Source organism: Schlesneria paludicola DSM 18645, assembly GCF_000255655.1.
GTDB lineage: Bacteria > Planctomycetota > Planctomycetia > Planctomycetales > Planctomycetaceae > Schlesneria > Schlesneria paludicola.
The window spans coordinates 1,578,584-1,603,680 of the sequence record NZ_JH636435.1; the positions used below are offsets into that span (position 1 = coordinate 1,578,584).

Annotated in this window: 19 protein-coding genes; 13 read left to right on the plus strand and 6 right to left on the minus strand. The window is 56.5% G+C overall.

The window, feature by feature from the left end; genetic code table 11:
• Window positions 1–24: 24 nt before the first annotated feature.
• Window positions 25–837 (minus strand): hypothetical protein, encoded by an 813-nt coding sequence (locus OSO_RS0124155; protein ID WP_010585643.1) that lies wholly within the window; start codon window positions 835–837, stop codon window positions 25–27.
• A gap of 135 nt (window positions 838–972) precedes the next feature.
• Window positions 973–2,232 (minus strand): hypothetical protein, encoded by a 1,260-nt coding sequence (locus tag OSO_RS0124160; protein ID WP_040593120.1) that lies wholly within the window; start codon window positions 2,230–2,232, stop codon window positions 973–975.
• Between the two features lie 370 nt (window positions 2,233–2,602).
• On the opposite strand from OSO_RS0124160, the gene OSO_RS0124165 reads away from it, so the two are divergent.
• The 6 genes from OSO_RS0124165 to OSO_RS44905 all read left to right on the plus strand — a co-directional run bounded on the left by OSO_RS0124165 (window position 2,603) and on the right by OSO_RS44905 (window position 7,525).
• The gene (locus tag OSO_RS0124165; protein WP_157605420.1) at window positions 2,603–3,448 is read left to right on the plus strand and encodes a LolA family protein; all 846 of its coding nucleotides are present in this window, start codon (window positions 2,603–2,605) and stop codon (window positions 3,446–3,448) included.
• A 306-nt stretch (window positions 3,449–3,754) separates the two neighbouring features.
• Window positions 3,755–4,804: a ferrochelatase gene (locus tag OSO_RS0124170; RefSeq protein WP_010585646.1), complete on the plus strand. Its 1,050-nt coding sequence runs from the start codon at window positions 3,755–3,757 to the stop codon at window positions 4,802–4,804.
• Window positions 4,801–5,919: a glycosyltransferase gene (locus tag OSO_RS0124175; protein ID WP_010585647.1), complete on the plus strand. Its 1,119-nt coding sequence runs from the start codon at window positions 4,801–4,803 to the stop codon at window positions 5,917–5,919. Before OSO_RS0124170 ends, OSO_RS0124175 begins: the two co-directional genes overlap by 4 nt.
• Before the next feature lie 225 nt (window positions 5,920–6,144).
• Window positions 6,145–6,570, plus strand: a complete 426-nt coding sequence (locus OSO_RS0124180) for a division/cell wall cluster transcriptional repressor MraZ (RefSeq protein WP_010585648.1) — start codon at window positions 6,145–6,147, stop codon at window positions 6,568–6,570.
• Between the two features lie 98 nt (window positions 6,571–6,668).
• The gene (locus OSO_RS0124185) at window positions 6,669–6,860 is read left to right on the plus strand and encodes a hypothetical protein (RefSeq protein ID WP_010585649.1); all 192 of its coding nucleotides are present in this window, start codon (window positions 6,669–6,671) and stop codon (window positions 6,858–6,860) included.
• Between the two features lie 107 nt (window positions 6,861–6,967).
• Window positions 6,968–7,525, plus strand: coding sequence for a metallophosphoesterase (locus OSO_RS44905; RefSeq protein WP_010585650.1), 558 nt, complete (start codon window positions 6,968–6,970; stop codon window positions 7,523–7,525).
• A gap of 52 nt (window positions 7,526–7,577) precedes the next feature.
• Here the strand turns inward: OSO_RS44905 and OSO_RS0124195 are convergent, their stop codons facing one another.
• Window positions 7,578–7,883, minus strand: coding sequence for a (2Fe-2S)-binding protein (locus OSO_RS0124195; protein ID WP_010585651.1), 306 nt, complete (start codon window positions 7,881–7,883; stop codon window positions 7,578–7,580).
• Window positions 7,884–7,912: 29 nt separating this feature from the next.
• On the opposite strand from OSO_RS0124195, the gene OSO_RS0124200 reads away from it, so the two are divergent.
• Window positions 7,913–8,290, plus strand: a complete 378-nt coding sequence (locus OSO_RS0124200) for a hypothetical protein (RefSeq protein ID WP_010585652.1) — start codon at window positions 7,913–7,915, stop codon at window positions 8,288–8,290.
• Window positions 8,291–8,687: 397 nt separating this feature from the next.
• Here OSO_RS0124200 and OSO_RS0124210 read toward each other — a convergent pair whose 3' ends face one another.
• Window positions 8,688–10,142, minus strand: a complete 1,455-nt coding sequence (locus OSO_RS0124210) for an Nramp family divalent metal transporter (protein WP_040593125.1) — start codon at window positions 10,140–10,142, stop codon at window positions 8,688–8,690.
• 249 nt (window positions 10,143–10,391) lie between these two features.
• Between OSO_RS0124210 and OSO_RS0124220 the strand changes: the two genes are divergently transcribed.
• The gene (locus OSO_RS0124220; protein WP_010585655.1) at window positions 10,392–11,669 is read left to right on the plus strand and encodes a Gfo/Idh/MocA family protein; all 1,278 of its coding nucleotides are present in this window, start codon (window positions 10,392–10,394) and stop codon (window positions 11,667–11,669) included.
• A 153-nt stretch (window positions 11,670–11,822) separates the two neighbouring features.
• On the plus strand, window positions 11,823–12,452 hold the full coding sequence (locus OSO_RS0124225; protein WP_010585656.1) for a hypothetical protein: 630 nt from the start codon (window positions 11,823–11,825) through the stop codon (window positions 12,450–12,452).
• Between the two features lie 50 nt (window positions 12,453–12,502).
• On the opposite strand, the gene OSO_RS0124230 is transcribed toward OSO_RS0124225, so the two are convergent.
• Together OSO_RS0124230 and OSO_RS0124240 are read right to left on the minus strand one after the other, a co-directional pair.
• A complete protein-coding gene (locus tag OSO_RS0124230; RefSeq protein ID WP_010585657.1) occupies window positions 12,503–14,812 on the minus strand; it encodes a PQQ-dependent sugar dehydrogenase in 2,310 nt (769 codons plus the stop codon).
• A gap of 201 nt (window positions 14,813–15,013) precedes the next feature.
• Complete coding sequence (locus tag OSO_RS0124240; protein ID WP_010585658.1) at window positions 15,014–16,255, minus strand: CCA tRNA nucleotidyltransferase; 1,242 nt, start codon at window positions 16,253–16,255, stop codon at window positions 15,014–15,016.
• 280 nt (window positions 16,256–16,535) lie between these two features.
• Between OSO_RS0124240 and OSO_RS0124245 the strand changes: the two genes are divergently transcribed.
• The 4 genes from OSO_RS0124245 (at window position 16,536) to OSO_RS0124260 (ending at window position 24,990) form a co-directional block, all read left to right on the plus strand.
• Window positions 16,536–18,638, plus strand: coding sequence for a DUF2079 domain-containing protein (locus OSO_RS0124245; RefSeq protein ID WP_010585659.1), 2,103 nt, complete (start codon window positions 16,536–16,538; stop codon window positions 18,636–18,638).
• Window positions 18,635–19,474, plus strand: coding sequence for a (5-formylfuran-3-yl)methyl phosphate synthase (locus OSO_RS44910; protein ID WP_010585660.1), 840 nt, complete (start codon window positions 18,635–18,637; stop codon window positions 19,472–19,474). The genes OSO_RS0124245 and OSO_RS44910 overlap by 4 nt, the downstream gene beginning before the upstream one ends.
• A 156-nt stretch (window positions 19,475–19,630) precedes the next feature.
• Entirely contained in the window at window positions 19,631–22,828 is a 3,198-nt protein-coding gene (locus tag OSO_RS0124255; protein WP_010585661.1) for a PA14 domain-containing protein, read from the plus strand.
• Window positions 22,825–24,990 carry a DUF7133 domain-containing protein gene (locus OSO_RS0124260; RefSeq protein WP_010585662.1) on the plus strand — a complete coding sequence of 722 codons (2,166 nt, stop codon included), beginning with the start codon at window positions 22,825–22,827 and terminating at the stop codon, window positions 24,988–24,990. Before OSO_RS0124255 ends, OSO_RS0124260 begins: the two co-directional genes overlap by 4 nt.
• The last annotated feature ends 107 nt before the right edge of the window (window positions 24,991–25,097 follow it).

Sequence of the window (25,097 nt, forward strand, 5' to 3'; positions counted from 1 at the left end):
GACGATCAATCCGCTGACCGTCTGCTAACGCTGAGCCATCCGTTTTGAGGCGGCGGAACGCAGGTGATAGACACCTGCGTCATTGTCATTCGTCGCGGTCTTGGCCGTTCGTGTCTGCCCGATGCGGGCCGTTGTTTTTTGTGCTCGTTCTGTGATTCGAATGGGGCCGCCCGGCCCGAAAAACACAGGATCAGGCCGATTGAAATCCGGCGTACGTCCACCCATTCGCACGATTGCCACTGGACGCCCCAGGCTATCCGCTTCGGCGATGACGTTCTGAGCGGGGGCAACGGTCTTGATTCGTTCTTTGGTGTCCAGCATCGTCAGCGGAACACGGTTCGGCTGTTCGAGATAAACGACCTTGGTGAGCAGCCGATCAGCGACCGCCCATTCCAGTTCTTCCAGCGTCAACTCGAATTCGACGGGGAAGTCCTCAACCTGGCCCGCGGGGGGATGCAGGCGATCGATCAGTTCGATCGACGGGAAGAACTCGACACCGGGAAACTCGGGCAGATTACTGACCTTCAGACGATACATCCGTCCCACGATCAGACTGGCCTGTGCCGGGGCGGGAAGATCGATCGCACGGTCTGGCGTTCCTTCATAAAAGGTCACCGTGCCAGTCGTCGGAAGCGAGACGCGAATTGGCTGGAAGTAATCCGCGGTAAACTTTCCGGATTTCGCTGCCCATTCGGCAGCCGTTCCGGGGGGAGTCATCTGATTCAGCGGAAAATACCGCCCATCGAGGTTCGGAGTCTGTTGAGCCACCACAAAGCGCGAGGGCAGCGTGAGTGCCGCGATGAGCGAGAGCCAGAGGATGAAAGACGTCCGGATCACAATAATTCGCCTTCAGAATGAGACGCCAGACAGGTTTAGTACGGACGTCGCGTCGAGAAATGCGGGCCGGAAGGAAGGAACTCAGCCCGTATGCGGTGAAGCATCCGGGCTGAGCGAAATCACCATCATTTCACATTATTCTTGCCCAGGAGGACAGTATTGTCCCTGGCCTTGATTCGGTGCATTCCAGGCAGGATTGGACAGTTCGCCTGGCTGATACACGGGATGCTTTTCCGTGTATTCGATGTACCGAACAGGTTCTGGCAGGCTCAAACCGGGCTCGTGTCGCACATCGATCAGCATGTGATCGACAGGCTTCGGCAAGTCCATTCGAGTGCGGTTACGAACCGTGTGAGACTTCAGACCAGCAGGACCACCGTAGGGCAGGTGTGGTGGACCTGGCAGTCCAATCGGCGTTCCGGTGATGGGCATACCCCAGGCTTCCACATTGCCACCGGCAATCGGCACACCAGGATAACCGCCACCGGCCATCATCATGGCGTTCGGGATACCAGGACCACCAGAGGGACCTGCAGGGCCGACAGGCATCGGTGGGACGAGATCGCCCCGTTCACCATCGACTTGATATCCAACCTGGTCCAGGCTTCCATCTTGGCCTGAGGCCATTGGCTTGCCGCCTGGCTGACCGGGCATTTCCAGATCCATGTTACCGATTCGCATGACGGCCATGATTGTACCGCGTTTGTCAGCTTCTTGGATCGGATCGACACCGGGATCAAGCCGCGTCGAGACCAGCGTTTCCACATTGGCGATCGCCAATTCCTGGAACGCGGCATCCGGCAGATAAATGACCTTGGTGACGAAATTGTTGTTTTCGATTTGATCCAGATCTTCCTGCGTCAACTCCATCGGAACCGCATTGTGTGACAGATAAGCATCTGTGCTTGGATGGGCTGGATAGACTTGCAGTGAAGGATACAGCACCACACCTTCGTGCCCTGGGCCGGCGATGTTTGACAACTTCAGGCGATAGGTCGCCCCTTGAATGAAGTTGTAACGAGCAGGCGTGACAAGCTGATTCTCGGCATAGCCGTTAGGAATCTGCCAGCCGATGTGCATGCCATCGGGTCCGCGGAACGAAATCTGAGTGCTGCTGGGTGCAAACGTGCGAGGCAGTCCGCCAGGCCCCCCCATGCCGCCGCCGCCCATCATCGGCAACACACCCGGCCCTGGTCCATCGACCATTGGTCCGGGTCGCATCATCATCGCCGGTGGCGGTGCGTGATACTCACCTTTGTTTGCGGCGCTGTGGTTTAATCCACCGAGCCCCGGTCCTCCCAAGCCGCTGCTTTGACGCGGCGATTGGTGACCATCCATGGCGCAGCCGACGCACACTACGACGACCGTGCCCAATGCGAGAAAGTACAGCTTCATTGCGACCCCTCTCGGAACAGGATGCGATACAGCCACGACATCATTTGCATTGGCACTTCGATCGGCCCGCGTGTGTGTCTTCATGTCTGGTCGCACTGTCGAATCCCTTCTGACTTGCCTTGTGACACGTTTTTCCGTCGACCCGTGCATCCGCTTTCAGCTACAATCCTTCGCGATCGACGTCAGGCTTGGTGAAGCCCGTTCGCGACAGTCCGGTTACTGATCCATCGTGGCACCTTGGTCTGCTCCTCTCTTTTCGGAAGGAACTGCATTGCATCTTTGGCAAATCCGTCATATTCCGAACCACCCACAAACTTTGCTTAAATTGACGCTTGTCATCTGCCTTGGCGGAGCGTCCGCGATAACTCTTTTGCCATCAGTACGTTACGCAACAGCTCAATCCGCGAATGAAGAGAAAGCGAAAACGACTGACGCAGAAACCACATCCGAGGCTTCAGAATTTCTTGCCAGGGTCCGGCAGGAACTGCCTCGGCATCAGTCGATTCAGGCTGAAGTCACACAGACGGTCTCGATTGGCGATCAGCAGTTTCGTGTCGACGGCCAGTACGTCTCGTCCGGCCAAAAGTTGAGGCTCAGCTATAAGGTCATGCCCGATCAGGGTGCGCAAGGGGAAATCCTTGAAGTCTGCGACGGAAACGAGTTGTGGACTCAACTGACGTTGCCCGATTCCAAACGCCTGACACAACGGAACGTCCAACAGATTCTGGCAGCCGCGGCTGCTGCCAATAAGAAGAACGTGACTCAGGCCACCGCGAACGTGGAATTGGGCCTGGGCGGTGTCGCGACGCTGCTTGCTTCTCTCGAACGAACGATGACGTTTGATGCCATGAAGACCGACAGCACCGGCGACGTGGCTCGAACCAGCATTCAGGGACGCTGGAAGAAGTCGTTCGCCGACAAGTTCCCCAAAGATAAGGATCAGTCACTGCCGCCTTATATTCCAGACGCCGTGCAACTGGTCATCAACAATCAGACGCTTTTCCCTGAAAAGATCTTGTATCTGAAGAAGCAGCCGGGGAAACGCGCCTTCAAAGCACTCGTCAATCTCCAGTTTCACAACATCGTCTTTGACGAGCCTGTCAACGACGACGTATTTGTGTTCAAGGTTCCGGATGGTGAAGTCCCCGAGGATGTCACCAAGCAATACATCAACCGGATGCTTCCGCCGACAGAGACTCCGCCGGCCGCCAACTGAACCGACTCGAATCCGCCGAGCAGGCTCTTCACACGGCCCTCTTACCACGCCGGATGCCATCTACAAGAACGCCGTAGGACGGATATTCGCCTCCTGATCCTACAATCGATTACAGATCGCAGGCCGGGGGCTGGCACATTTTCCCGCTGCCAAGCGATGGATTGCTCTGGTCGATACCCGGGGGATTCCAACGAAACGGGAAAAAGTGCCTATTCCACTCGCTTCGAACTGTGAACGGTTCCCCTAAAATAGCCTGCACTGTATGACATCTGAGGTGCTGAATTGGACTCCAGACAGGACAACTTCGTGAGCGATTCGGACAAGCAAAAGTACGATGCAATTCTTGTCGTTTCTTTCGGGGGACCGGAAAAACGCGATGACGTGATTCCATTCCTGGAAAACGTCCTTCGCGGAAAGCCCGTCCCGCGCGAACGAATGCTGGAGGTCGCCGAACACTATTATCACTTCGATGGCGTCAGCCCGATCAACGCTCAGGTTCGCGAATTCATCGAAGCTCTGAAACGCGATCTGGCCGAGGCGCAAATCGATCTGCCCATCTACTGGGGAAATCGAAACTGGCATCCCCTGCTGCCTGACACGATTCAGCAGATGAAGCAGGACGGCGTTCGGCGCGCACTGGCATTTATGACATCCGCCTATAGTTCCTACTCGGGGTGTCGCCAGTACCGTGAAAACCTACTGAAGGCCTCGGAACAGGTCGGAGAAGGGGCACCAAAGATCGATAAGCTGCGGATGTTTTACAACCATCCCGGCTTCATCTCCGCAAACGTCGATCGCATCCGCGCGGCATTTGACCGCTTGCCACCCGATGCCCGCCAGCACGCCCAGATCGCCTTTACCGCACACAGTATTCCCATCTCGATGTCGAACAATTGTAATTACGTACGACAGTTGGAAGAGTGCTGTCGCCTGGTCGCCGAAGCGTTGTCGATTCCTGCTGAACGCTGGAAGCTGGTGTATCAAAGCCGAAGCGGGCGCCCTGGCGATCCCTGGCTGGAACCCGATATCGGCGACCACATTCGCATATTGCACGCGAAGGGGGTGACATCACTGGTCATCGCGCCCGTCGGATTCATTTCCGACCACATGGAAGTGATGTTCGATCTGGATGAAGAAGCGAAACAGATCTGCGACGAGCTGCAGATCACGATGTCGCGCGCCTTGACTGTGGGTTCACATCCCGAATTTGTCGCCTGCATCCGCGAATTGATTGAAGAACGAATTGGCCGGCGGACCGAACGCCGCGCGATCGGACAATATGGCCCCTCGCACGATGTTTGCCCCGCCGATTGTTGTCTGTATACGATCCCACAGCGCCCACCGGCGAAGCCATGACGTCAGGCTCACCCATTCGATTGGTCTTCTGCATCACCGAACTCGATCTGGGGGGCGCGGAACGAGCCCTGACGCAACTCGTGCTGGGTCTCAATCGCGACGAATGGGAACCACACGTGATCTGCCTGGGTCCGAGCGGTCATTTCGTCGACGTCCTGAAAGGCGAACAGATCCCCGTGATTTGCCTGAATGCACGAGGAATTGCCAGCCTTCCCCGGATCCTAATCCGACTGACGCAGGAATTGCGGCGACTTCGGCCGGCACTGGTGCAGACCTTCTTGTTCCACGCAAATCTTCTGGGGCGCGTGGCAGCACGCTTCGCAGGAATCCCCCATGTCGTGTCGGGAATTCGCGTGGCTGACCACCGCAGCCGGTGGTACGGCCGGCTTGACCGCTGGACGAATTCTCTGGTGACGACCAACGTGTGCGTCAGCCAAGGCGTCGCAGACTATTCCGCCGATGTCGTCGGCCTTGCGCGATCGAAACTGCGCGTCATTCCGAATGCCGTAGAGATCGAACGATTCGCAAATGCGCCCCCAACGGACCTTCGTTCGCTTGGAATTCCAGACGGATCCCGCACCTTCATTGCAATCGGCCGCCTGGAACGTCAGAAGGGAATGGACCTGCTCATCGACGCAGTCGCCCTCTGGAAGACGATCCCCGATGACGTCCAGATCCTCATCGTTGGCGATGGTCACGATCGCGATTCATTGCAGGCGCAAGTCGCCGAACATCGCCTCACTGATCGAGTTCATTTTGCAGGACCACGCCAGGATATCCCGGGGCTGCTCAAGAGCGCCTGTGCCCTGGTCCTGGCGTCTCGCTGGGAAGGGATGCCAAACGTCGTTCTCGAGGCGATGGCGACGGGAAGAGCGGTGATTGCGACGCGGGTGGAAGGCGTGCCTGAAATTGTCCGCGATCGAGTCTCGGGGCTCGTGGTCTCACCCGACTCTCCAGCCGACCTCAGGTCAGCCCTGGAATGGTTTGCCGAGAACCCTCAATTCGTAGAATCCGCTGGTTCCGAATCACAACGCATTGTGCGAGAATCATTTACGACGGAAGCCACCTGCAAGGCCTACACAAACGTCTACCGCACTCTCTTGAGTCGCAAATAAATCTCGGGCCCTTCTGGCCAAAATCCTGAGCCCCCAAACGGGAAGCTTGAGTCGATTTTCACGTCGCTCAGATTTTTCTCAAAATCGTAACTCCTATACCGGCTAGGGAGCTAGATCCAACGATGTTCGTCCGGCGAAGTCGTCGGAATCTTTCACGCTTGAACAACGCGTACGCCTTGGTACATTTGGGCCGCCGTGGGGAACAGTGGGGAACAATGGTGAAAAATGGCACTAACGGGGACCTACCTCCGAACGCTGGATGACAAGCGTCGTCTGGCGGTGCCGAAGCGGGTCAAGGATGACTTTGCGGAAGAAAACCTCGAAAGCCTCATCATCGCCCCAGGGACCGAGAAATCACTTGCGGTGTACTCACCGAAGGGCTTCGATCAATTCGCAGCTCGACTGTCAGCGACACCCGAGAATCAGCGGTATCTGCGACTGTTTTATTCGTCTGCTGAACGGGTGGAACTCGACAGCCAAAGTCGTGTTCGCATCCCAGATCGACTGGCCGACTTTGCGGGATTGAAACGAGACGTCTACCTGTTAGGTGTCCAGGATCATGCGGAGTTGTGGGACAAGGAGGCGTGGGACGCCTTCATGACAACCCACACCCCCGACTTCGATCAACTGGCCCTGAAAGCGATGTCATAGTGGAGCTGCAAACCTGAAATGACACGTTGATGAACTCGCAACGAGCAGGCCAACGAAGCTGCGGGCGATATTCATGAATCTGTCAGGACAATTTGGCTGTGCCACTCGTCAAAAAGGAATCACGTGCGATTCCGCTGGCAACCGGGCTACGCGGAACGGTCGGAGATGATGCCGACCATGGAAGGTGTGATGGGAAGCGCGGCAGCGTCCCGTCACGGGTCATTCGCCCAATCCTGGCGCAGCCGCCGGGCGGAAAGGACGCCGCCCGCGGCGAATGGCTTCTCTTGTAAAACCGCCGCAACCGTTCGACCACACCTTGCCATGATCCTGTCCCTCTCGCCATGATGCCGACGACGGCGCATTGAGCAACCGAGTTTATCGACAGGAACCGCAGCCGATGCTGATCGGGATCTTCGCTGATAGTCACGACCACCTGGACAACATCCGCCAGGCCGTGTCTCTCTTCAACGAATCAAACTGCGAACTCGTCGTCTTCGCCGGGGATCTGGTGTCTTCGTTCGCAGTACCTCCGTTGCGTGCCCTTCGCTGCAAAGTCATCGGCTGCTTCGGCGACAACGAAGGGAACAAACCCGGTGTCACTGCGGGCATGCGGATCATCGGCACGATCGGTGAACCGCCATTTGGTTTCAAGACGCCCGACGGGTGCCGAATCCTGGTGACGCATATGGACCGAATGCTGCGTGGACTGGAAGGCGACTTCGATGTCGCGATCTATGCTCACACGCACAAGCCGAACATCACACACGACGCGGCAGGCCGCCTGTTCATTAATCCCGGTGAAACAAGCGGGTGGTCATACGGCCGACCGTCCGTTGCATTGCTCGAAACTTCGACCAAGCAAGCGTGGATCGTCGATCTGCAACCTTTCAGCCCCCCACTTCAGCCATCGCCCCGGCAGGCGACATCGCCCAAGCCGCGCACTGAACGGTCGTGACAGCTTGCCTGCATCCTGATAGCTCGTTCACATCAGGAACTGACATACCGGGTCAATCGGACGTCTTGTCGGTCGGTAATGGGATTGCACCTGCCGCCGGCTTACCGTGCCCCGCTTTGATATAGGCTGCGCGCTGCGCGGCGTAATCTTCAGCCGTCAGCGCGTCAGTGCTGGCGACCGCGGACTGAGCATCGGCAAAAGACCGCTTCAAAAACGACACACACCATCCGCATCCCGTCCCCGCACCTCCACACTCGCTGATCTGACTGGCGCGCTTGGGCCGGTGGATGCGAATGAAGTTCATGATCTTCCGCTTCGAGACGTGGAAGCAATAACAAATCGTGTCGTCGTCTTTCATCAGCCTGCCTGCTTCATCCAAAAACTTCGATGCCAGAACTTCAGGAATTCTTTGCGAATATCAATTATTACAAAATTTGCTGGAACAAAGAAACACATGTTGACCCATCAGAAATTAGCCTCTATGTTCCGCCCGCCCGCACTGACCAGATCAAGATGATCAGCCAGCACGAGCAAGCCAATCCGATCTCGCGACTCATCATTCATCTGAATTCGATTCGACAGATCACCACCGTTTCGCCCGTCAATTTCGACGATTCCGCCGAGACAATTTCGATTGTCCACTTGAGTATACAAAGACCTTCCCGTTCGTTCGGCCCCCTGGTTGAACGGCGTGTTGCATCCAAGCATGGAGGCTTCGATGCATGCGACGAAGAGCGGGTGCGGGACGACCTCACATGGAAGTGAAGCGTCCCGTTTAAAATTCGAAGCGTCCGATCGCCCCGGAAGCAACTTGTCCTTCGCCCCCCTTGGACCGGTTGCTTCCGGGCATTTTCATTTTTACGTTGAAAATACTGTGCACATTCGCACGGATTATTCGGCGATGGGCAACACCGGGCCAGCAGAATATTCTCCTCGATCCCAAGCTTCGCTTGGGATCGTTTCGCATGCCCAGACGTTGTGTGCAGACGGATCTCCAACCTCCTGCATGCTCGGCAAAAGACGAGATCGAAAGACACGCTCCGAAGCGGGAAATCTGGAAATGAAGGCAAGCGTCACAGCGTGTTAAAAGAAAGGGGACTGGCTCCGCGAGGTGCCTGTCCCCTTTCTTTTAACACGCTGTTCTTTCACTCGACTTGTCACCTCACGCCGCAGCAGCCGGTGTCAAGAACTTCATAACCTGATCGCGTAGTGCATAGATCGCCACACAGGTGATCGAGATGAACGCAAGCCAGAGCATGAGATCGATGATCAGCGAGGGGGTCAGGCGGCGATCCAGTTTTCGATATCGAAAATAGATCGTTGCGGCCGTGATGATTGGCAGCGTCAATGCCTGGCCGAACCCGCCGACAACAACCATCCATCGTGGCTCCTTGAACGTCAAAAACAAAAGCAACGCGATGACGGGAATCAGCAGCGACACCCAGTGAACCACACGCGCCCGATCATGCGGAGATCGGTAACGGACGAAACTGGCAAGACTGACGGCGTCCGCAACGAGCCTCGCATTGCCGGCGGACGACAGATAGAGCGTCTTGAAGAGCACCGCACCGGCTCCGATCAAGAACGCGATCTGGGTCCAGGTCCCGAAGGTATCGACGAACATTCGTGACAAATGCAGGATCATGTCTCGCCCCTGAGGATGCAGCCCTTGCGGATGCAGGACCGTCGCCCCCATACAGTAGAACGCAACCGTTGAGATCGTAAAGACGACCATACTGACCCAGGCATCCAGATACATTACGCGGATCCATCCTCGAGCACGACGTTCCCATTCGGGACTGCCGTCACATTGCCCGACGTATCGCGCATAGCCCTTTTCCAGGCACCAGTAGGGATAGTAAAACAGCTCGGCGGCTCCTACCCCGGTGATGCCGAACACACCGAACGCCGCGGCAATTCCTTCAGGTGGCAAGCCGAATGTCAGCCCCGACACGACTTCGTTCCAGGGAATTGGAAACTTCGTCGCGGGTAGCGATGCCGTCGCGACGACAGTCACGATCGTCAGCGTCACCACCAGAAATGTGGTGATCGATTCGATGCGACGATAGCTACCGCTCCACAGCAGTAACATCGCCATCAGACAGGTCAGGACCGCCCAAGGATATTCCGGACGATCGCGAATCACATCCGCAAGCTGGGGTGCCGACGATTCAAGGAACCCAGTCAGCGCAGGCGTCACGCCGGGAAACGCAAGATTCAGCGACTGTCCGACCGTGCCTGTCATGGCGCCGAGTTGGAAGATCGTGGTGAGCATCATCACGAACCACCACCAGACGATCCAATTTGCCCCCAGACGGGGGCCACTCAGTTCATTGACCGCGCCCAATGTCGGTTTGCCCGACGAAATCGCGTAGCGGCCGAGTTCCGTCTGGACGAAGACCTTGACCACGCAGCTATACAGAATCAACCAGAGGAACACGAAGCCATAATTGGCCCCCAGAGATGTCGTCAGCAGCAGTTCGCCCGATCCCACGATCGTACCGGCCAGGATGATCCCGGGGCCGATTTTACGTAGCGCTTGCCACAGTGATGTTGGCGGATCTTGAATCACATCCGGCGGCAGGGCATACGGATCGTATTCAGTGGCTTCGCTCATCGCGGGGCCTTTCTGGTTTTTTGAGATTGTTTGGAGGTCAAGCATTCTCCTGCGTGACGCCCACAAAGCAAGCGACTTGCAACAGCGGCACCTCGCAAATCATCGCGAACAACGACGCCACAATGGCAGTTCATTTTCACCATCCGATCACAAAAGTCTGTCAATGACGGACGCGGCCAGACTGCTATTCGTTGGATCGTCCGGTATCATGCCGTGATGCTCGTTTCATTACTTGAAGGAACCGGGACTATGCATTCTGCTGATCGACGTCAATTTCTTCAGTCTTCTGCCCTGGCTTCGGCCGCATCACTTGCCCCCTGGATGTTCAACGCCGTCTCCGCTCAGGAATCGACAAGTCGAGACCTTTCGGTCGGCATTATCGGCACGGGGCGAGGAATGGCCCACGCGGCTGCAATTTTCAATTCCAAAGGCGTCGCACTGAACTACGTCTGTGACGTCGATCAAAAGCGGTTGGCGCTTGCGATGAAAACGGTGGAAGGGCGCGGCGCGAAGGCTCAAGGAATTACTGACCTGCGTCGAATGCTGGACGATCCCAAACTGGACGCCGTCTTCGTGGCGACCACCAACCACTGGCACGCGCCAGCCACGATCTTGGCCTGTGCCGCAGGCAAACACGTGTACGTTGAAAAGCCCGGCAGTCACAACGCTCGCGAAGGCGAGCTGATGGTTCAGGCCGCGCGGAAATACAATCGTCTGGTTCAAATGGGTAATCAGCGGCGCACCTGGCCCGCAATTCGTGAAGCCATGGGCAAGTTGAAAGAAGGCGTCATCGGTCGCTTGCTGTTCGCGAGGTGCTGGTACGACGCCGACCGCGGGTCGATCGGAAAGGGCAAAGTGGTTCCCGTTCCAGAAAATCTGGACTACTCGATGTGGCAGGGCCCCGCGCCGGAACGTCCCTATCTCGACAATCTGGTCCATTACAATTGGCACTGGCGCTGGCATTGGGGCGGCGGAGAACTGGCCAACAACGGCATTCACTCATTGGATGTCGCGCGATGGGGACTGGGGGTCGAATACCCGACAGAGATCAGCTTTCTCGGAGGCCGGTACCATTTTGACGATGATCAAGAAACACCGGACACAGGCGTGGCCGTCTTCAATTTCGGCGACAAAGGAATCAGCTGGGACTTTAGTAGCTGCCTGCCACGCCGCGACGAAAAGCATGCAACCGTCATTTTCTACGGGACTGAAGGAACCTTGCAAATCCTTCAGAATGGATACCGCATCCTGAATCCCAAAGGCGAGGAAATCGGAAAGGGCTCTGGTACCGGTGGCGAACAGGAGCATATCGCGAACTTCCTGGACAGCGTTCGAACTGGCGCTCCACTGAATTCCGAAATCGAGGAAGGGCAGAAGAGTACGCTGCTGTGCCACCTCGGAAACATCTCGTACAAGCTCAAACGAATGCTAAAGTTTGATCCGGAATCACGGCGGTTCGTTAGTGATAGTGAAGCCGATGCGCTGCTCAGCCGCGAGTACCGTCCCGGCTGGGAACCGGTTGTCTGACCACCAGCCCCAAGGTCGAGCGATTCCTCGTCATTTCCTCGTTACCAAGCTCCCGCTTGGTCACGCCTCTTGCAACTAATGAAGTGACAGCCTGGGAACAAAGAGAAACGGCAAAGCGCGCAAATTCACGACTCACGAAAAGGAACTCGCGAAATGGACGAATTCGAAGGCTCGCCGAAGACATGGCCTCCGCTTGGGATGCCCACCGGCAGCGTCCGGGCGATCCTGACGTTGATCCTGGTCGCCGTCGTGATCACGAGGATCGTGCGCGGAGGCGACTTAACTCTCGATCCCGCACACGATGACCTGCTTTGGATCGAAGCGCTTCTGATCGCGCTGTCGCACTACTTTACATCTCGACGATTCGTCGACTTGCCACCCAATGCCCGACGCCAGTTGGAAGACGACGGGATCCTGGATCGCGAGCGAAATCCGTTGTTCCTGCCGCGAAATTCCATCCGCGTCATCATCATCGCGGCGTTCGGCTGGCTGGCATACTACTTATACGAACACAACCGGCTGCTCGAACATCACGCGGCGACCCTGTTGGCGATGATGGCCTCGTTCCTGCTCGGCGCAACAGTTCGGCGAATCGGTATCTGGCTGAATCGAAACCAGGTGAAGCGTTCGCAGGGGACATTTGGAGATTTGAAGGCGCTCGTGGTCCTGGCCGCGATGCTCTGCGTCGCAATTCCCGAGTTTCTTGGCTCGCCCGATGTGCTTCATCCGGTGTTCCATCGTGTGGCTCTGGGAATGATGCTCTTCTATTTCGGATCTCGTTAGTTGGAAATCGAGTGAGGCTGGCCTGAAGGGCGCGTCACTGTTTCCGGCATTCATTCGGCCGGTCCCGCTTTCACTTCAGGGATTCGCGGGTGGATTGCTCCCGCGGTTTCCAATGCGTCTTTTCGATTTAGACTGGCGATCCATTCTGTCAAAATCGCAATTGCCTTTTCGTCGACCACTCGTGATGCGACATGCGGCATTCTCCCCAATCCCTCAAGCTTCATTCGTTCCAGAATTAACGAACGTTGCGGTTCACCAGGGACCAGGATGCGTGGATCGGTCAGGTTGAAGCGTCCCTGTCCGGGCCGAGTGTTAACCGTCATGGTTTGTGAAACGGGGATGGACGCCTGCAACTCGAAATCTGCGTTACCACCCCCCCATTTTCGATGACAGTGCGCGCAGTTAGCGTGCAAGTACGATCGCGCACGCAGATTCAAATCGGCCGTCAAATCCTGATAGTCCACCAGGCGAGGCAGCTCATCCGCAGGCTTCGGCAGTTTCTCGACGAAAAGTCCCAGTCGATTAAGGACATCCAACTGGTTCGCGACAACGCCACCATAGTTGTGCGTCTTGTTCATCTGCAGAGTCGAGACACCCAAGACGTACTTTGAGGCCATGGTATGGCAAAGGGCACATTCCGTCCGGCTAGGAAATCGCCACACCTGCTGACGCTGGCCCCCGGGCGCGGCCGCGTCTTGAATCGTCAGCACGCGGTCGAGCCCACTCGCATCCAGCAGTTCCGCATCGGTCTGGTCGTCATTCCAGACATAGGTATATCCTAACCACAACTGAGCTCCATATTCGTCATCATCTCCCGGCATTTTATGAAACTTCAGTAACCGCGTTTCCAGCCGTCGGCGGCTGGAAGGGTTGCCCTGTTCCATGTCAATCGAGAACGTTTTCACCAGCACTGTCCCGTCAGGAAACCGCCAGCCACGATCGGCATAGTCGGGTCCGTGCGGATAGACGACCGTGTCGAATTCCATTGTAGAATTCCCAGGAATGGCGAGAAACCGATCCTTCTCGGCTCCATCTGACCAGAGCGGTGCATTGACGGAATAGGGAATGAGCCCCTGGGCGGGAATCAAATCTTTCGTCGAGTCAAACAGTCCTGTCTCACTGAGTTTTTTCGGAAAGGGTTTCGTCGACACCTGAACGTTCGATTTGACCAGCCGATGAAAGCCGCCTCCCGCAAAGTCGACCAGATACACATCTCCTTCAAGGTCGTGCGCAAATTCGACAATGCGAATTTGCGTGTCCGTCAACTGGTGATGTTCGGTCACGTTCTCGCCTGTAAGTCGCAGTGACCAGACCTTTCCAGTGTCGTAGTCCCCATACACGTAGGCGCCGTTCAATTCCGGCAGACGGCTCGATCGTGCGACGTATCCTCCGGTGATCGAGCGAAAATCCGCATGATTGTGTTCGACGAGCGGGGGAATGATTTCTGTCGGTCCTTGGGGACGCTCAGGACGAAACGGATGATTGCCCTCTTTCACGCTCCATCCGTAGTTGCCGCCACGCTGGATCAGGTCGATCATCTCCCACAAATCTTGACCGACTTCTCCCGCCCACAACCGCTGCTGACCATCAAAGCTGAACTTCCAGACCTGACGCAGGCCATACGCCCAGACTTCGCCCCGGGCCCCCTTCACTCCGACAAACGGGTTGTCACGAGGGATGAAATACGCAAGCCCGGGATCAACATGATCGACATCAATTCGTAAGATTGAGGCGAGCAGGTCGCTGATGTCTTGCCCCGTCAATCGGCCATCAGCAATTCCACTTCCATCACCGGTTGCCAGATACAAATAGCCATCGGGACCAAAGCGAATGCAGCCGCCATTATGACCGCCCGCTGGCCATTCTAGTAGAACTTGCTCGGTCCTTGGGTCAGCGATAAGCGGCCCTCCGGGTGGAACGTGAAACCGGGACAAGCGGCTTCCATTTTGGATCTCAGGGTCGTCGTCGTGAATGTACGTCAGATAAAAGAAGCCGTTTTGTGCGAACTGTGGATGAAAGACGAGACCGTAGGTTGTCTTCTGAAGATCGATCAGCAGTTGCGATTCATTCACGTCCGAGCGAATCTCAAACGTGAAAATCTTTCCTGGACGAGTCGCGACTCCAAACCGTCCGTACCCCGGCACAAGCCCGACTGACAGCGGTTCGACGAATTTGAGCTTGGGAAATGCCCGCTCGGTCGTGTAGGGATCGGGCAGATCGGGTGACCCCTGCAGATTGCCCGTCGTCCACGGAACCCTCTGATGCGTATCAAACGATGAAGCGGGCTTCACGGGTTCCGCCGCGGCGGCCAATACGGGCATCGCGAACATCAACGCCAGCGCAATTGGAGCCCACACCATGCCGCACCTCAGTAAAAGGAGTTCGAGAGCGAAAGGAGAGCGAACGAGCATCGCCAGTCATTCAGAATGACTCTGCGAAATTGTAAGTCGCCGCGCGCACTTTTGCTCGCCTGAGTTCGCCCACAGATTCGTTGCGTTGTTCAACGCGTCGAAGACGCGGCCAATGTTCATGCAGAGACGGTCACCGAATCAGGGGATCGTTCATGCGTTCCATTCAATCCTTGCGCGTTCCAATGCGTCCTCGCGATTCGTTAGCTCGAGATTGAGCTGTGCATCGCGGATCGTATCAAGGACCTGCTTGAACTTTGGACCGGGCCGAAGTCCCATCGCGACCAGATCATCACCTGTCACGAGCGGCAAAGGATCAATCTGGTCCATCGGAGTGGATCGGAGAAACTCTCGACAAAACGCAATCGGCTCTATGCCCAATTCTTTCGCAGTTCGATCCGCTTCAACGAACTGCAACAGATCGCTTCGAAATGGGTGGGCCAGCAAGCGTTTGAGTAACGCGAGACTCAGTTGCGACGCATCGTCCAGGTCTCGCTGATGTTCCACCAGCCAGCAAATCCGTTCGATTTCATCGTTTGACAGCTTGAGACGTCGGCAAATCTTGTTCACGGCCGACTTGGAATCCAGCGACTGCAGTAGGGCTGCCATTGCCAGCTCGAATGACGGACGTTCGAGCAACTCGAGCCGCCTGAGCGTGGTCGACCAGTCCGACTGCTTCTGCAATTCGTTTAGTTCAGGAAGAATGATGCGTAGCAGCAGCATGTCCTCGGACAATTCGACGGCTCGGCGACGGTTCCGGTCGACGAGCATCTTTTTCAACTCTTGGGCAATCCTCTCGGCACTCACGACAACCAGTTCCGAGGACATCTGCCGAATCGCATCCGCAGTGATCGGATCGAGTGAAAAATCGAGAATCGCCGTGAAGCGAACCGCACGCAGCATGCGAAGCTTGTCTTCGCGCATCCGATCGTGCGGATCGCCAATGGCCCGAACCAATCGCCCCTTAAGGTCCTCTTCGCCCCCCACATAATCGATCACACGTTCATCAATCGGATCGAAAAACATCCCATTGATCGTAAAATCACGCCGAAGTGCATCTTCTTCGGGACTGCAAAAGGCGATTCCCTCGGGTCTGCGGCCGTCAACGTAGTCCAGATCCGTTCGAAACGTGGCGACTTCCACATGACCGAGTTCCGGTGGACCGATGACGACAATCACACCAAAACTGGCCCCCACCGCGAGTGTCCGGCGGTGACCGAACAGCTCTCGAACTTCATTCGGCCGGGCCGTTGTGGCAACATCAAAATCGTTGGACTCACGGCCCAAAAGCAGATCGCGAACGCAGCCTCCCGCAAAGAGCGCGGTATGCCCGGCTTCACGCAGTCGGTTCACAATCTGAACGGCAAAATCACGCTGAGCAGAAACGACGGCCATTCAGAGATTTTCTCAAAGTGTGCATCAAACAATGATCAATGAGCCCGCGACTGGCGGTCTCGACCTGGAAAAAAGGGGAGCTCGCTGCACCGAGATTCACGTATGCCCTGAATCTCGTGAATTTACGGGCCTCTGCGTAGCAGACTACTCGCCACTTTGATTCCGAGCAATTCGGCTGCGATTCAAAAACAACGAATTTCACGGCATCCGGACCAATTCGGAAGCGTTTCTGCCACACCGGTCCATCGACCGACCGAAGTCGACCAATTACGATGCAGCGATGTCGTCCGCAACCCCACACAATTCGACAGGTCGATTCCTGGGAACATTTGCCGTGATTCTGCTCGGCGTGTTTCTCTGCAGCGGCTATTGGCAGACCTGTTTGTCGTCTCGGCTGCTCTCGTCGAATTTCATCAGCCTGCCGACGTGGATGTCGCTGGCATCCTCCAGCCGTTCGACAGCACCTCAAGTCGATTCGATTGAACTTCCGTTCTGGTTTACGCTCGTCCCATGCGTGGCCGTGGCAGTGGGCTCATGGATTTGCGGATCGGTCTGGTTGATCATTCGTCGCCACGACGCGCCACTCGATGCGTTCATCCGATGGGGTTGGTACGGTGGATTGTGGTGGATCGCAGTCGATCTGTGGGAGTGGGTTTGGATCATCGCAAATGCCGCTGGGTGGACGAGCATCGCCAGCCTGATGGCTGTCACGCCTCAGTTTTGGCTGGCCGCGTGTCTCTCTGGATGGATCACCACCTGGACGGTGATCAGCGAGCCAAATAAAGCTGCAAAGCAGATTGGCGAATCGCCGCAAGTTCGAATTGGCTGGCTGTGGCTCGCCTGTGGAGCGTACTTTGTCGTGTTTACGACAATGAATTGGCGACTTTATTTCAACCTGCTTGTTCCTCATGGTGACTCGGTCATGTATGAGGAGCACCTCTGGAATCTACTGCACGGAAAGGGTTTTCGCAGCTACCTCGATCAAGGGCTTTTCTGGGGTGAACATATCCAATTCGTCCACCTTTTCCTGATCCCGCTCTATGCACTCTGGCCGTCACACCTGCTGCTCGAGGCCTGTAGTTCCGCGGCACTGGCATGCGGAGCGTTTCCAGTCTTTTGGATGGCACGGCGTCATTCTGGATCGGATCGAGTCGCCTTCGCGGCCGCGGTAGCGTACTTGCTGTACTTTCCCATGCAGTTCCTCGACATCGAGATTGACCTGAAAACGTTTCGGCCCGAGTCGTTCGGAATTCCACTTCTCTTGCTCGCACTCGACCAATTGGACCGCAGGCAGGTTATTGGAACAATCATCGCGATCGCCTTCTGCCTGACCGTCAAAGAGGACTATTCGCTCATTCTGGGACCGCTTGGTTCGTGGATTGCTCTCAGTCGCCCCAAACCCGACGAGCTGACCGCGGGACGGTCCACAAGCTGGACATTGAACACGACGAAGTCTCGAATCATCTTTGGTCTCGGCCTCAGCGTCTTCAGCGTAGCCTATCTCTGGCTGGCCACTCGCGTGATCATGCCCTGGTTTCGATCCGGCGGCGAAGTGCATTACGCCAGCTATTTTGCAAAGTTTGGCAAATCGCCGGAAGAAATCGTCCGGACAATGCTCACGCAGCCGGGGCTGCTATTTGAGTCTCTCGTGACAGCAGAAACGGCACTCTATGGACTGGCGCTACTCGCCCCGCTTGCATTTCTTCCACTGCTGTCCCCCGGTCGCCTCGCCGTCGGAATGCCGCTGTTCGGGATTCTGTGCCTGAACGAACTGGAAGGATCGCGAACTCCCCAACATCAGTTCCACGCACCACTGGTCGCCATTCTGTTCTGGGCACTTGCGGCGGCACTTCCAAGAGCACGTTTCCTGATCGAATTTCTGGTGAATCGAGCCGCTCCGAACGCGAATCCAACGATCATCACGTCTTCGCTACTTCCGACATTGGTCTGGAGCAGCGCACTCACGACGGGCATTTTCTTCAGCTTGAGTCCTTTGAGCACCACGTTTTGGGACCCCGGTTCGAGCTGGTCCTGGCAACGCCTCTATGGCCCCACGCCGCGCGCCGTGATGTTCGCGCGGATTGCCGACCTGATTCCAAACACTGCGCGCGTCGCGTCGACCGATTTTGTGCACCCGCGCTATACGCATTTCGAACGATCCTACGACTACAGCGATTATCAGCGGAAAGTCAGCGGGGAAGGAAAACGCATTCCTGATGACACCGACTATCTGGTCATCGACACCCAGCATCGTTACTCACGCATCAAACACCCCAATGAAGTTCCCGAACTGCGCGAACATCCCGATCGCTGGAAGGTCATCCCGGATGTCACCGAGGGATACTTTATCGTACTCAAACGTCAGCCAAAGGATGCAGAATGACAGCCAGCCCCCAATGGGTTGCGCCGCGAGCGAAAAGTTCGATTGAACCGACGGGACGTACGACATTCAACTTCGGTTCCGCCGATCGCCCCCGCCTGCTCGTCAGTGTCCGTTCGGCCGATGAAGCACATTCCGCACTCGCTGGCGGTGCCGAGATCCTCGATATCAAAGATCCTCTGAAGGGATCATTGGGCATGTCAGACATCGAGACGATCTCAGACATCGCCACGATCGAATCTGTTGCCCAGGGTGTCACTCCACTGAGCGCCGCACTGGGAGAAGCTCTTGATTGGAACTCATCGAAACCGGTTCCTTCGCTTCCCCCAGGAATCACCTATGCCAAACTGGGACTGAGTGGATGCTCGTCGCAATCCGATTGGCGTGAAATCTGGGATCAAGTCCGAACTGCGTTTCAGCGGCAGTCCGGCGCAAAGTTGACCTGGGTTGCGGTCGCGTATGCCGATGCAGCCGAAGCCCAGTCACCCGCGATCGAAGACGTCCTTCAGGCGGCGCAAGTGACGGGCTGCGCCGGCCTGTTGATCGACACCTGGACGAAAGGACGTCGATCACTCTTGGATTTTCTCGATCCCCCGACCCTGAAGATGATGGCCGCCCACTGTCATCAAGCCGGGCTCTTTTTCGCACTGGCGGGAAAGCTGTCGCGAGACTCACTGAAACATATCGCAGGCGTTCCCGCCGACGTTATCGCCATCCGCTCGGCTGCGTGTCGAAATACCGAACGCACATCACAACTGGATTCGAATCAAGTCAACGCATTCCGCCACGAATTGAAGAACCAGTTCATCCCTACCACAGACAATGCCCACTCACGCTAATAGAAGACACCACGTCATAAGCTTGAAAAGCGAACGGCTCGCCGTAGACTACTTCAGGAAACCCAAACGCCAGACGTACGACATCGTGAACTTCTAGGTGCCTGCCTCCCTTTTTTCAACAGGATGCGAACCCACGATGCTCACGGTGATCAAACAATGAATGCACAGCGGTTCCTGATTGGCTTGGTCGGTCAGGCCGTTTCGAAACGGCCATCATCCGCAATACAATCCGGGACGGCTCCCACGCTGTCGCGACAAGGAGTTGACAACCTCCTGCTGACCGCGTTCACAGTCTTGGTTCTCGCACACGCTCTTCTGGTCAGCCAAGTCGTCGCGGACGAGGTCGATTCAGGCGAACGGCGGTCACCTGGATTGATCGTGGAAACGACAATCGGTCAGGCAACGCTGCGGCAAACAACCGGACGAATGGCCCATTGGATTTCGCCCGAACACCCATCGTCTAAGTCAATGACGCCGTGGAATGCGTCCTATCACGGACAACTCGAGGTTTCGAATCCCGGGACCTATCGGTTCTCGGCGACCGTCGCAGGTCGATTCGAACTGAGCATCGACAACCGCCAGGTTCTTGCGATCGACAGCGGAACATCACTCGTTCCGGTGGATCGTCTGGGCGATCCGATTGAACTCGCCTCGGGAACGGTCTCAATGACCGCGCGCTTCTCTGCCATTGCGGAACGTCCTGCAATTTTGCGGCTCTTCTGGCAACTTCCCGATGGCTTTGAAGAATCGATCATGCCCTCGTCCTTTTCCCACCAACTCGCTGACGAACGTGAATTCACAGAAATCGACCGGGGAACGAAACTTGTCATCAGAAGCCAGTGTACGTCCTGCCACGATCCTGAGATGCCCCCCACAGAGGACAGATTCCGTCAGGCCCGACAGACGTTGCCCCTGAACCTTGTCGCAGACGGAGTGCCACGGCAGTGGCTTGCACAACATTTGGCAAACCCGATTTCACATCGCCACAACTCGGGAATGCCTCGATCATTCAATGATCAGAACTCTTCGGTGATCGAGATCGCGGCGGTGACCGACTTCCTGAAATCACTGACACACGAACGGAACCAGCCGGACTCTGAAGTCGCGGAGACAGCAACGCTTGAAATCACCCCGGATCAACAGGCCGCGGTACAAACGCGATTCGCTCAGCGGGGATGTATCGCCTGCCATTGGGCCCCGAACGAGACGCGATCCAAGTCGACCGAGAATTCACCACCTGCCGGTTCCCCAGACGTTGATGCCGTTCGCAGCCTCGAACTGGTTCCCCTTGACCAACTTTTCGCAAAGTATCGACCGGCAGGCCTGAGGGACTATCTAACGGGCTCTCGCTCCGACGCGCCCTCGCCTCAATCAGCCCGCCGGCACGACCCGCCGCTCGATTTCCGTCAAGTCGACGAGCAAGAAATCCAGGATCTTGTCACCTACCTGATGGCCACGAAAACGGGTGAAGCCACACCGCCGCAAACAACGATTTCCATTCCAGGTGATGACGACGTCCGACTCCGGTTTCGGGAACTCGTCACGACTCCCGCCGAGATCGCATCGTTTGACGGAGAGAACTCGCTGCAGAAACGGATCAGACTTGGACGGCACCTCGTTGAATCGCGTGGATGTCGGAATTGTCACCGCTCCCCCCATGGACCACGCGAATCCTCCACGGCACCGACTCTCGCTGCGATTGGTACCACGTTGGACGGTAAGGGGCCCCAAAAAGGATGTCTTTCCGATTCGCCAGCTCCGCGGGTTCCGGATTTTGGATTCTCTCGGCCGGACCGCGATGCAATCGTCAGGACGCTTCGGGAATGGTCTGGGAATCGAACGGCCGACATCGTTCCATTGAATCAATTGGAGACGCGCTTACAGCAACTCGGTTGCACAAATTGTCATGAGCGAGGTGCACGAACTTCAGCCTTCAGCTTACGAATCGAAGCGTTCGGGCCACTTGGCCGCGATAAGACATTACGCGATATCACACCACCGTCGCTCGACGGCATCGGCGAACACCTCAGTCCCAATTGGTTGCGCCGCGTTCTGCTCGATCATCAACGTGTTCGTCCCTGGTTGGACGTGGTCATGCCCCTTTATCGCCATGACGACGTGGAATCGTTGATTGAGTTGCTCATTCGAACGGATGGAGTCGACCCCAACGCCATTTCTGAAACGCCGATTGCCGGAAGCGACGGCGAGCGTTCCGCAGCCCGATTTCTTGTCGGCCGAACCGGCCTGAACTGTTTGGGCTGCCACGATTTCGGCGAACACCGCGCGAGCGGAGTACGGGCCCCTGATCTGACGACAACCACACAAAGAATTCGGTTTCCGTGGTTTCGAAGGTGGCTGCACGCCCCGCAAGCGTTGGCACGAGGAACCCGGATGCCCAGTATTTTTTCGAGTGGTCGCAGTTCCGCGCCCTCCGTTCTTAACGGTGAAGAAGAGACTCAAGTCCGCGCACTTTGGAACTATCTCTCTCACCGCCCGCAACACGATGAACCTCTCTTGCCGATTTCCGGTGACCTCAAAGTCACGACGGGCGAACATGAAGCGCCGACCCCAACGGATCGCCCCTTGCTCGAGTATGGGTTCTTACCAGCCCACGCTGGCCTGCGAGGATTGGCGGTAGGATTTCCTGCGAAACTCAATTTCGCCTGGAACACGGAAACCTGTCAAATGACACGCGTTTGGCAGGGAAACTTCGTGCATCATGAAGGTTGGACCGGATCAGGCAAGGGCGGAGTCGAAGCAAACGCACTCGTGATTCTGGGGAAAATCGTCTGGCGCGATGACGAAGACGGACAACTGAGACTTTCCGATGCCGACTCAGAAATGATTCCCTCGATCCTTCCTGCACCTCGATTCGAAGAATCGTTTGTCACGCGTGACTCCGCTGGCGTCATCTGGTCAGCGAACTACGCTGGCACGCGATTTCGAATCGAAGAACGGGTCCAACCGACCCCTGAACGAGGCGCGGTCGCCTTCCGTCACCGCATTCGTCTGGACCGTGTCCCCGCCGGTGCCGCCGTCTGGCGACGCGCCATGTCGGGAATCCGTCACGATCATTCCATCGATCTGCCAAACGATGAGTCTCAAGGATGGATTCGGATTCAACAAATCTCTCATGACTGGTTGATTCGAGAAAGTCAGCCAGGCACATTCGCAACGGGGACGACCCGCATCCAGCAGATCAGAAGTGGATCATCGTCCGAGGTTTGGCTCCGGATGATCCCGAGCACCGAGGCCATGGAACAGAATTTTGATCTCGATTTCGTGCGTGTAGAACGAGGTGCACCGGTTCCTTCTGATCGCAATGATCCAGGCCACCAAGGAACATCGCGATGACGCACACCTCGGAAAAAGGCTCGTCCACCACTTCAGGGCGGCGAACGTGGACTTCTCGAGCCCTCTGGTTGACCATCGTCCTCTGGACGGGTTGCAACATGACCTGGGTCGCATATCCGTGGATCTGCGAGCAGTACCAGCACTGGCGCGACCGGCAAGATTTGGCATATTCGTCGCGAATGTCGCTGCGACAAGCCGCATTTGAGACGCGCCTAACACAATTGAACCTGCCGATTTTCGGCCCTTGGGAGCAACTGGCTCCATTGAGTCAATTCTTGTCGGTCGTACAGGAACCCGAACGAAATCCACAGGCGAACAAGCGATACAGTTTGATTGACGGAACCTCGGCGACCTGGCAGACAATGCCGCAGTACGTCGACGGTTACCCGCAAGCACTCTCGACGAAAGGCATTCGCACCGAACTACTGGAACGAAAGGCCACGGTTTGCCTGGCGCGCACGATTACCTGCCAGGAAGCAACGACAATCCCCGTCTTTGTCGGTGCGGACGGCGGATTTGTTCTTTGGCTCAACGGGACCTCACTGCTACTGAATGATTCACGAACGGAATCGATGCATCCCGGTCAGGAGGTCGTCGACCTCAAACTTCGTCCCGGAAAAAACCGCCTGGTGCTCAAGATCCAACTCAGCGGTCAACCGTGCCATTTCTTCTTTCAACCCGATTTCGGCAAGGAACAGACCGAGTCACTGCTCGCGTCACTCGAACACGATTTCCCCGTCCATAAGACACGCAGTAGCGGCTATCGCGAGCGTGCCGCAGTTGGTGCAACCGCGACCGAGGACCTGTATTATCGCCTGACGGAAATCCCGGCACCCGACGAAATCCTTCTCGAAGGCGGCGGACTTCGATTCCTTCCCGATGGCCGATTGGCAGTCGGGACGCGTCGGGGATTTGTCTACCTGGTCGACGGCATCACGCATGTCGATCCAAGCCAGGCACGATATGCGCTGTATGCATCGGGACTGCATGAAGCACTCGGTCTTCAAGTGAATCCTCAGGGTGACATCAGCGTCGTTCAACGAGGCAGTCTCGTTCAACTGCAGGATCGCGACCAGGACGGCGTCGTTGACGCCGTGCGACATTTGAGCCAAGCCTGGGGAGTCTCGGGAAACTACCATGAATACGCCATGGACCTGGAGCAAGATCCGGAAGGCAACTATTACACATCGCTCTGCTTGAGTGATACGGGTGGTGGCTCGAATGCGTCGCTGGCCGATCTTCGTGGTTGGATTGTCCGAATCACGCCCGACGGCAATCTCGAGCCGTGGTGCTTTGGCCTTCGATGCGCCAATGGACTCGGTTGGAACTCGACCGGCGACCTGTTCGCGACAGACAATCAAGGACAATGGGTCGCAGCCTGTCCCGTCCACCACATTCGACGCGATCACTATTATGGCAGCCCGCCCAGCCGACAGTCATTGTCGCTGGCCAATTCTCCAGAGGCCAGTCGTCGCGCGGAACTCGCTCCGACACCCCCCGCCGTCTGGATTCCCTACGAGGAATTCTGCATGTCTGCAACCGATCTTGTCTGCGACACAACCAAAGGACAATTTGGCCCATTCTCCGATCAACTCTTCGTCGGCGACATGATGAAGGGAACCATCGTCCGCTTGGCACTCGAAAAAGTGAACGGCGAATACCAGGGGGCGTGTTTCCTGTTTCGACGCAGCGTCGGAGCAGTCAATCGGATGACGTTCGGCCCCGATGACCGCTTGTATTTGACACGCGTCTCACGCGGGTGGGGTGGCGGCGGCCGCGGCGAAGGTCTCGCCAGAATCGAATTCACCGGCCTTGTTCCTATGGAAATGGAACGCGTGGCCCTCACCCAGGACGGCTTTGACGTTCAGTTCACGTTGCCGCTGGCCAGCAACGCCGAATCAAACTTGAACGCGATTCGGGTCGAACAATTCCGATATGAATACTGGGAGCAATACGGGTCTCCCAAACGTGATCGAAAGTTGCTTTCCGTTCGCCAACCGAAAGTCTCGGCAGACAGACGCATGTTGAGCTTCACCGTCGAAGGGATGGAGTCTGGTCACGTTTGTCACTTAACCCTGCCCCGGCTGATGTCGCAATCAGGCACAACACTTCTTCACCCTGACGCATTCTACACCATCAATCAGAAATCCAATCAGAAATAGCCACAACAAGACACTTCGACTTGCACGTTCTCAACACACTTGATTAGGATTCACGCACACCACATCGCAACACGCCTTCAGAGCGGCTGCACCTGCTTGCAGTGGAA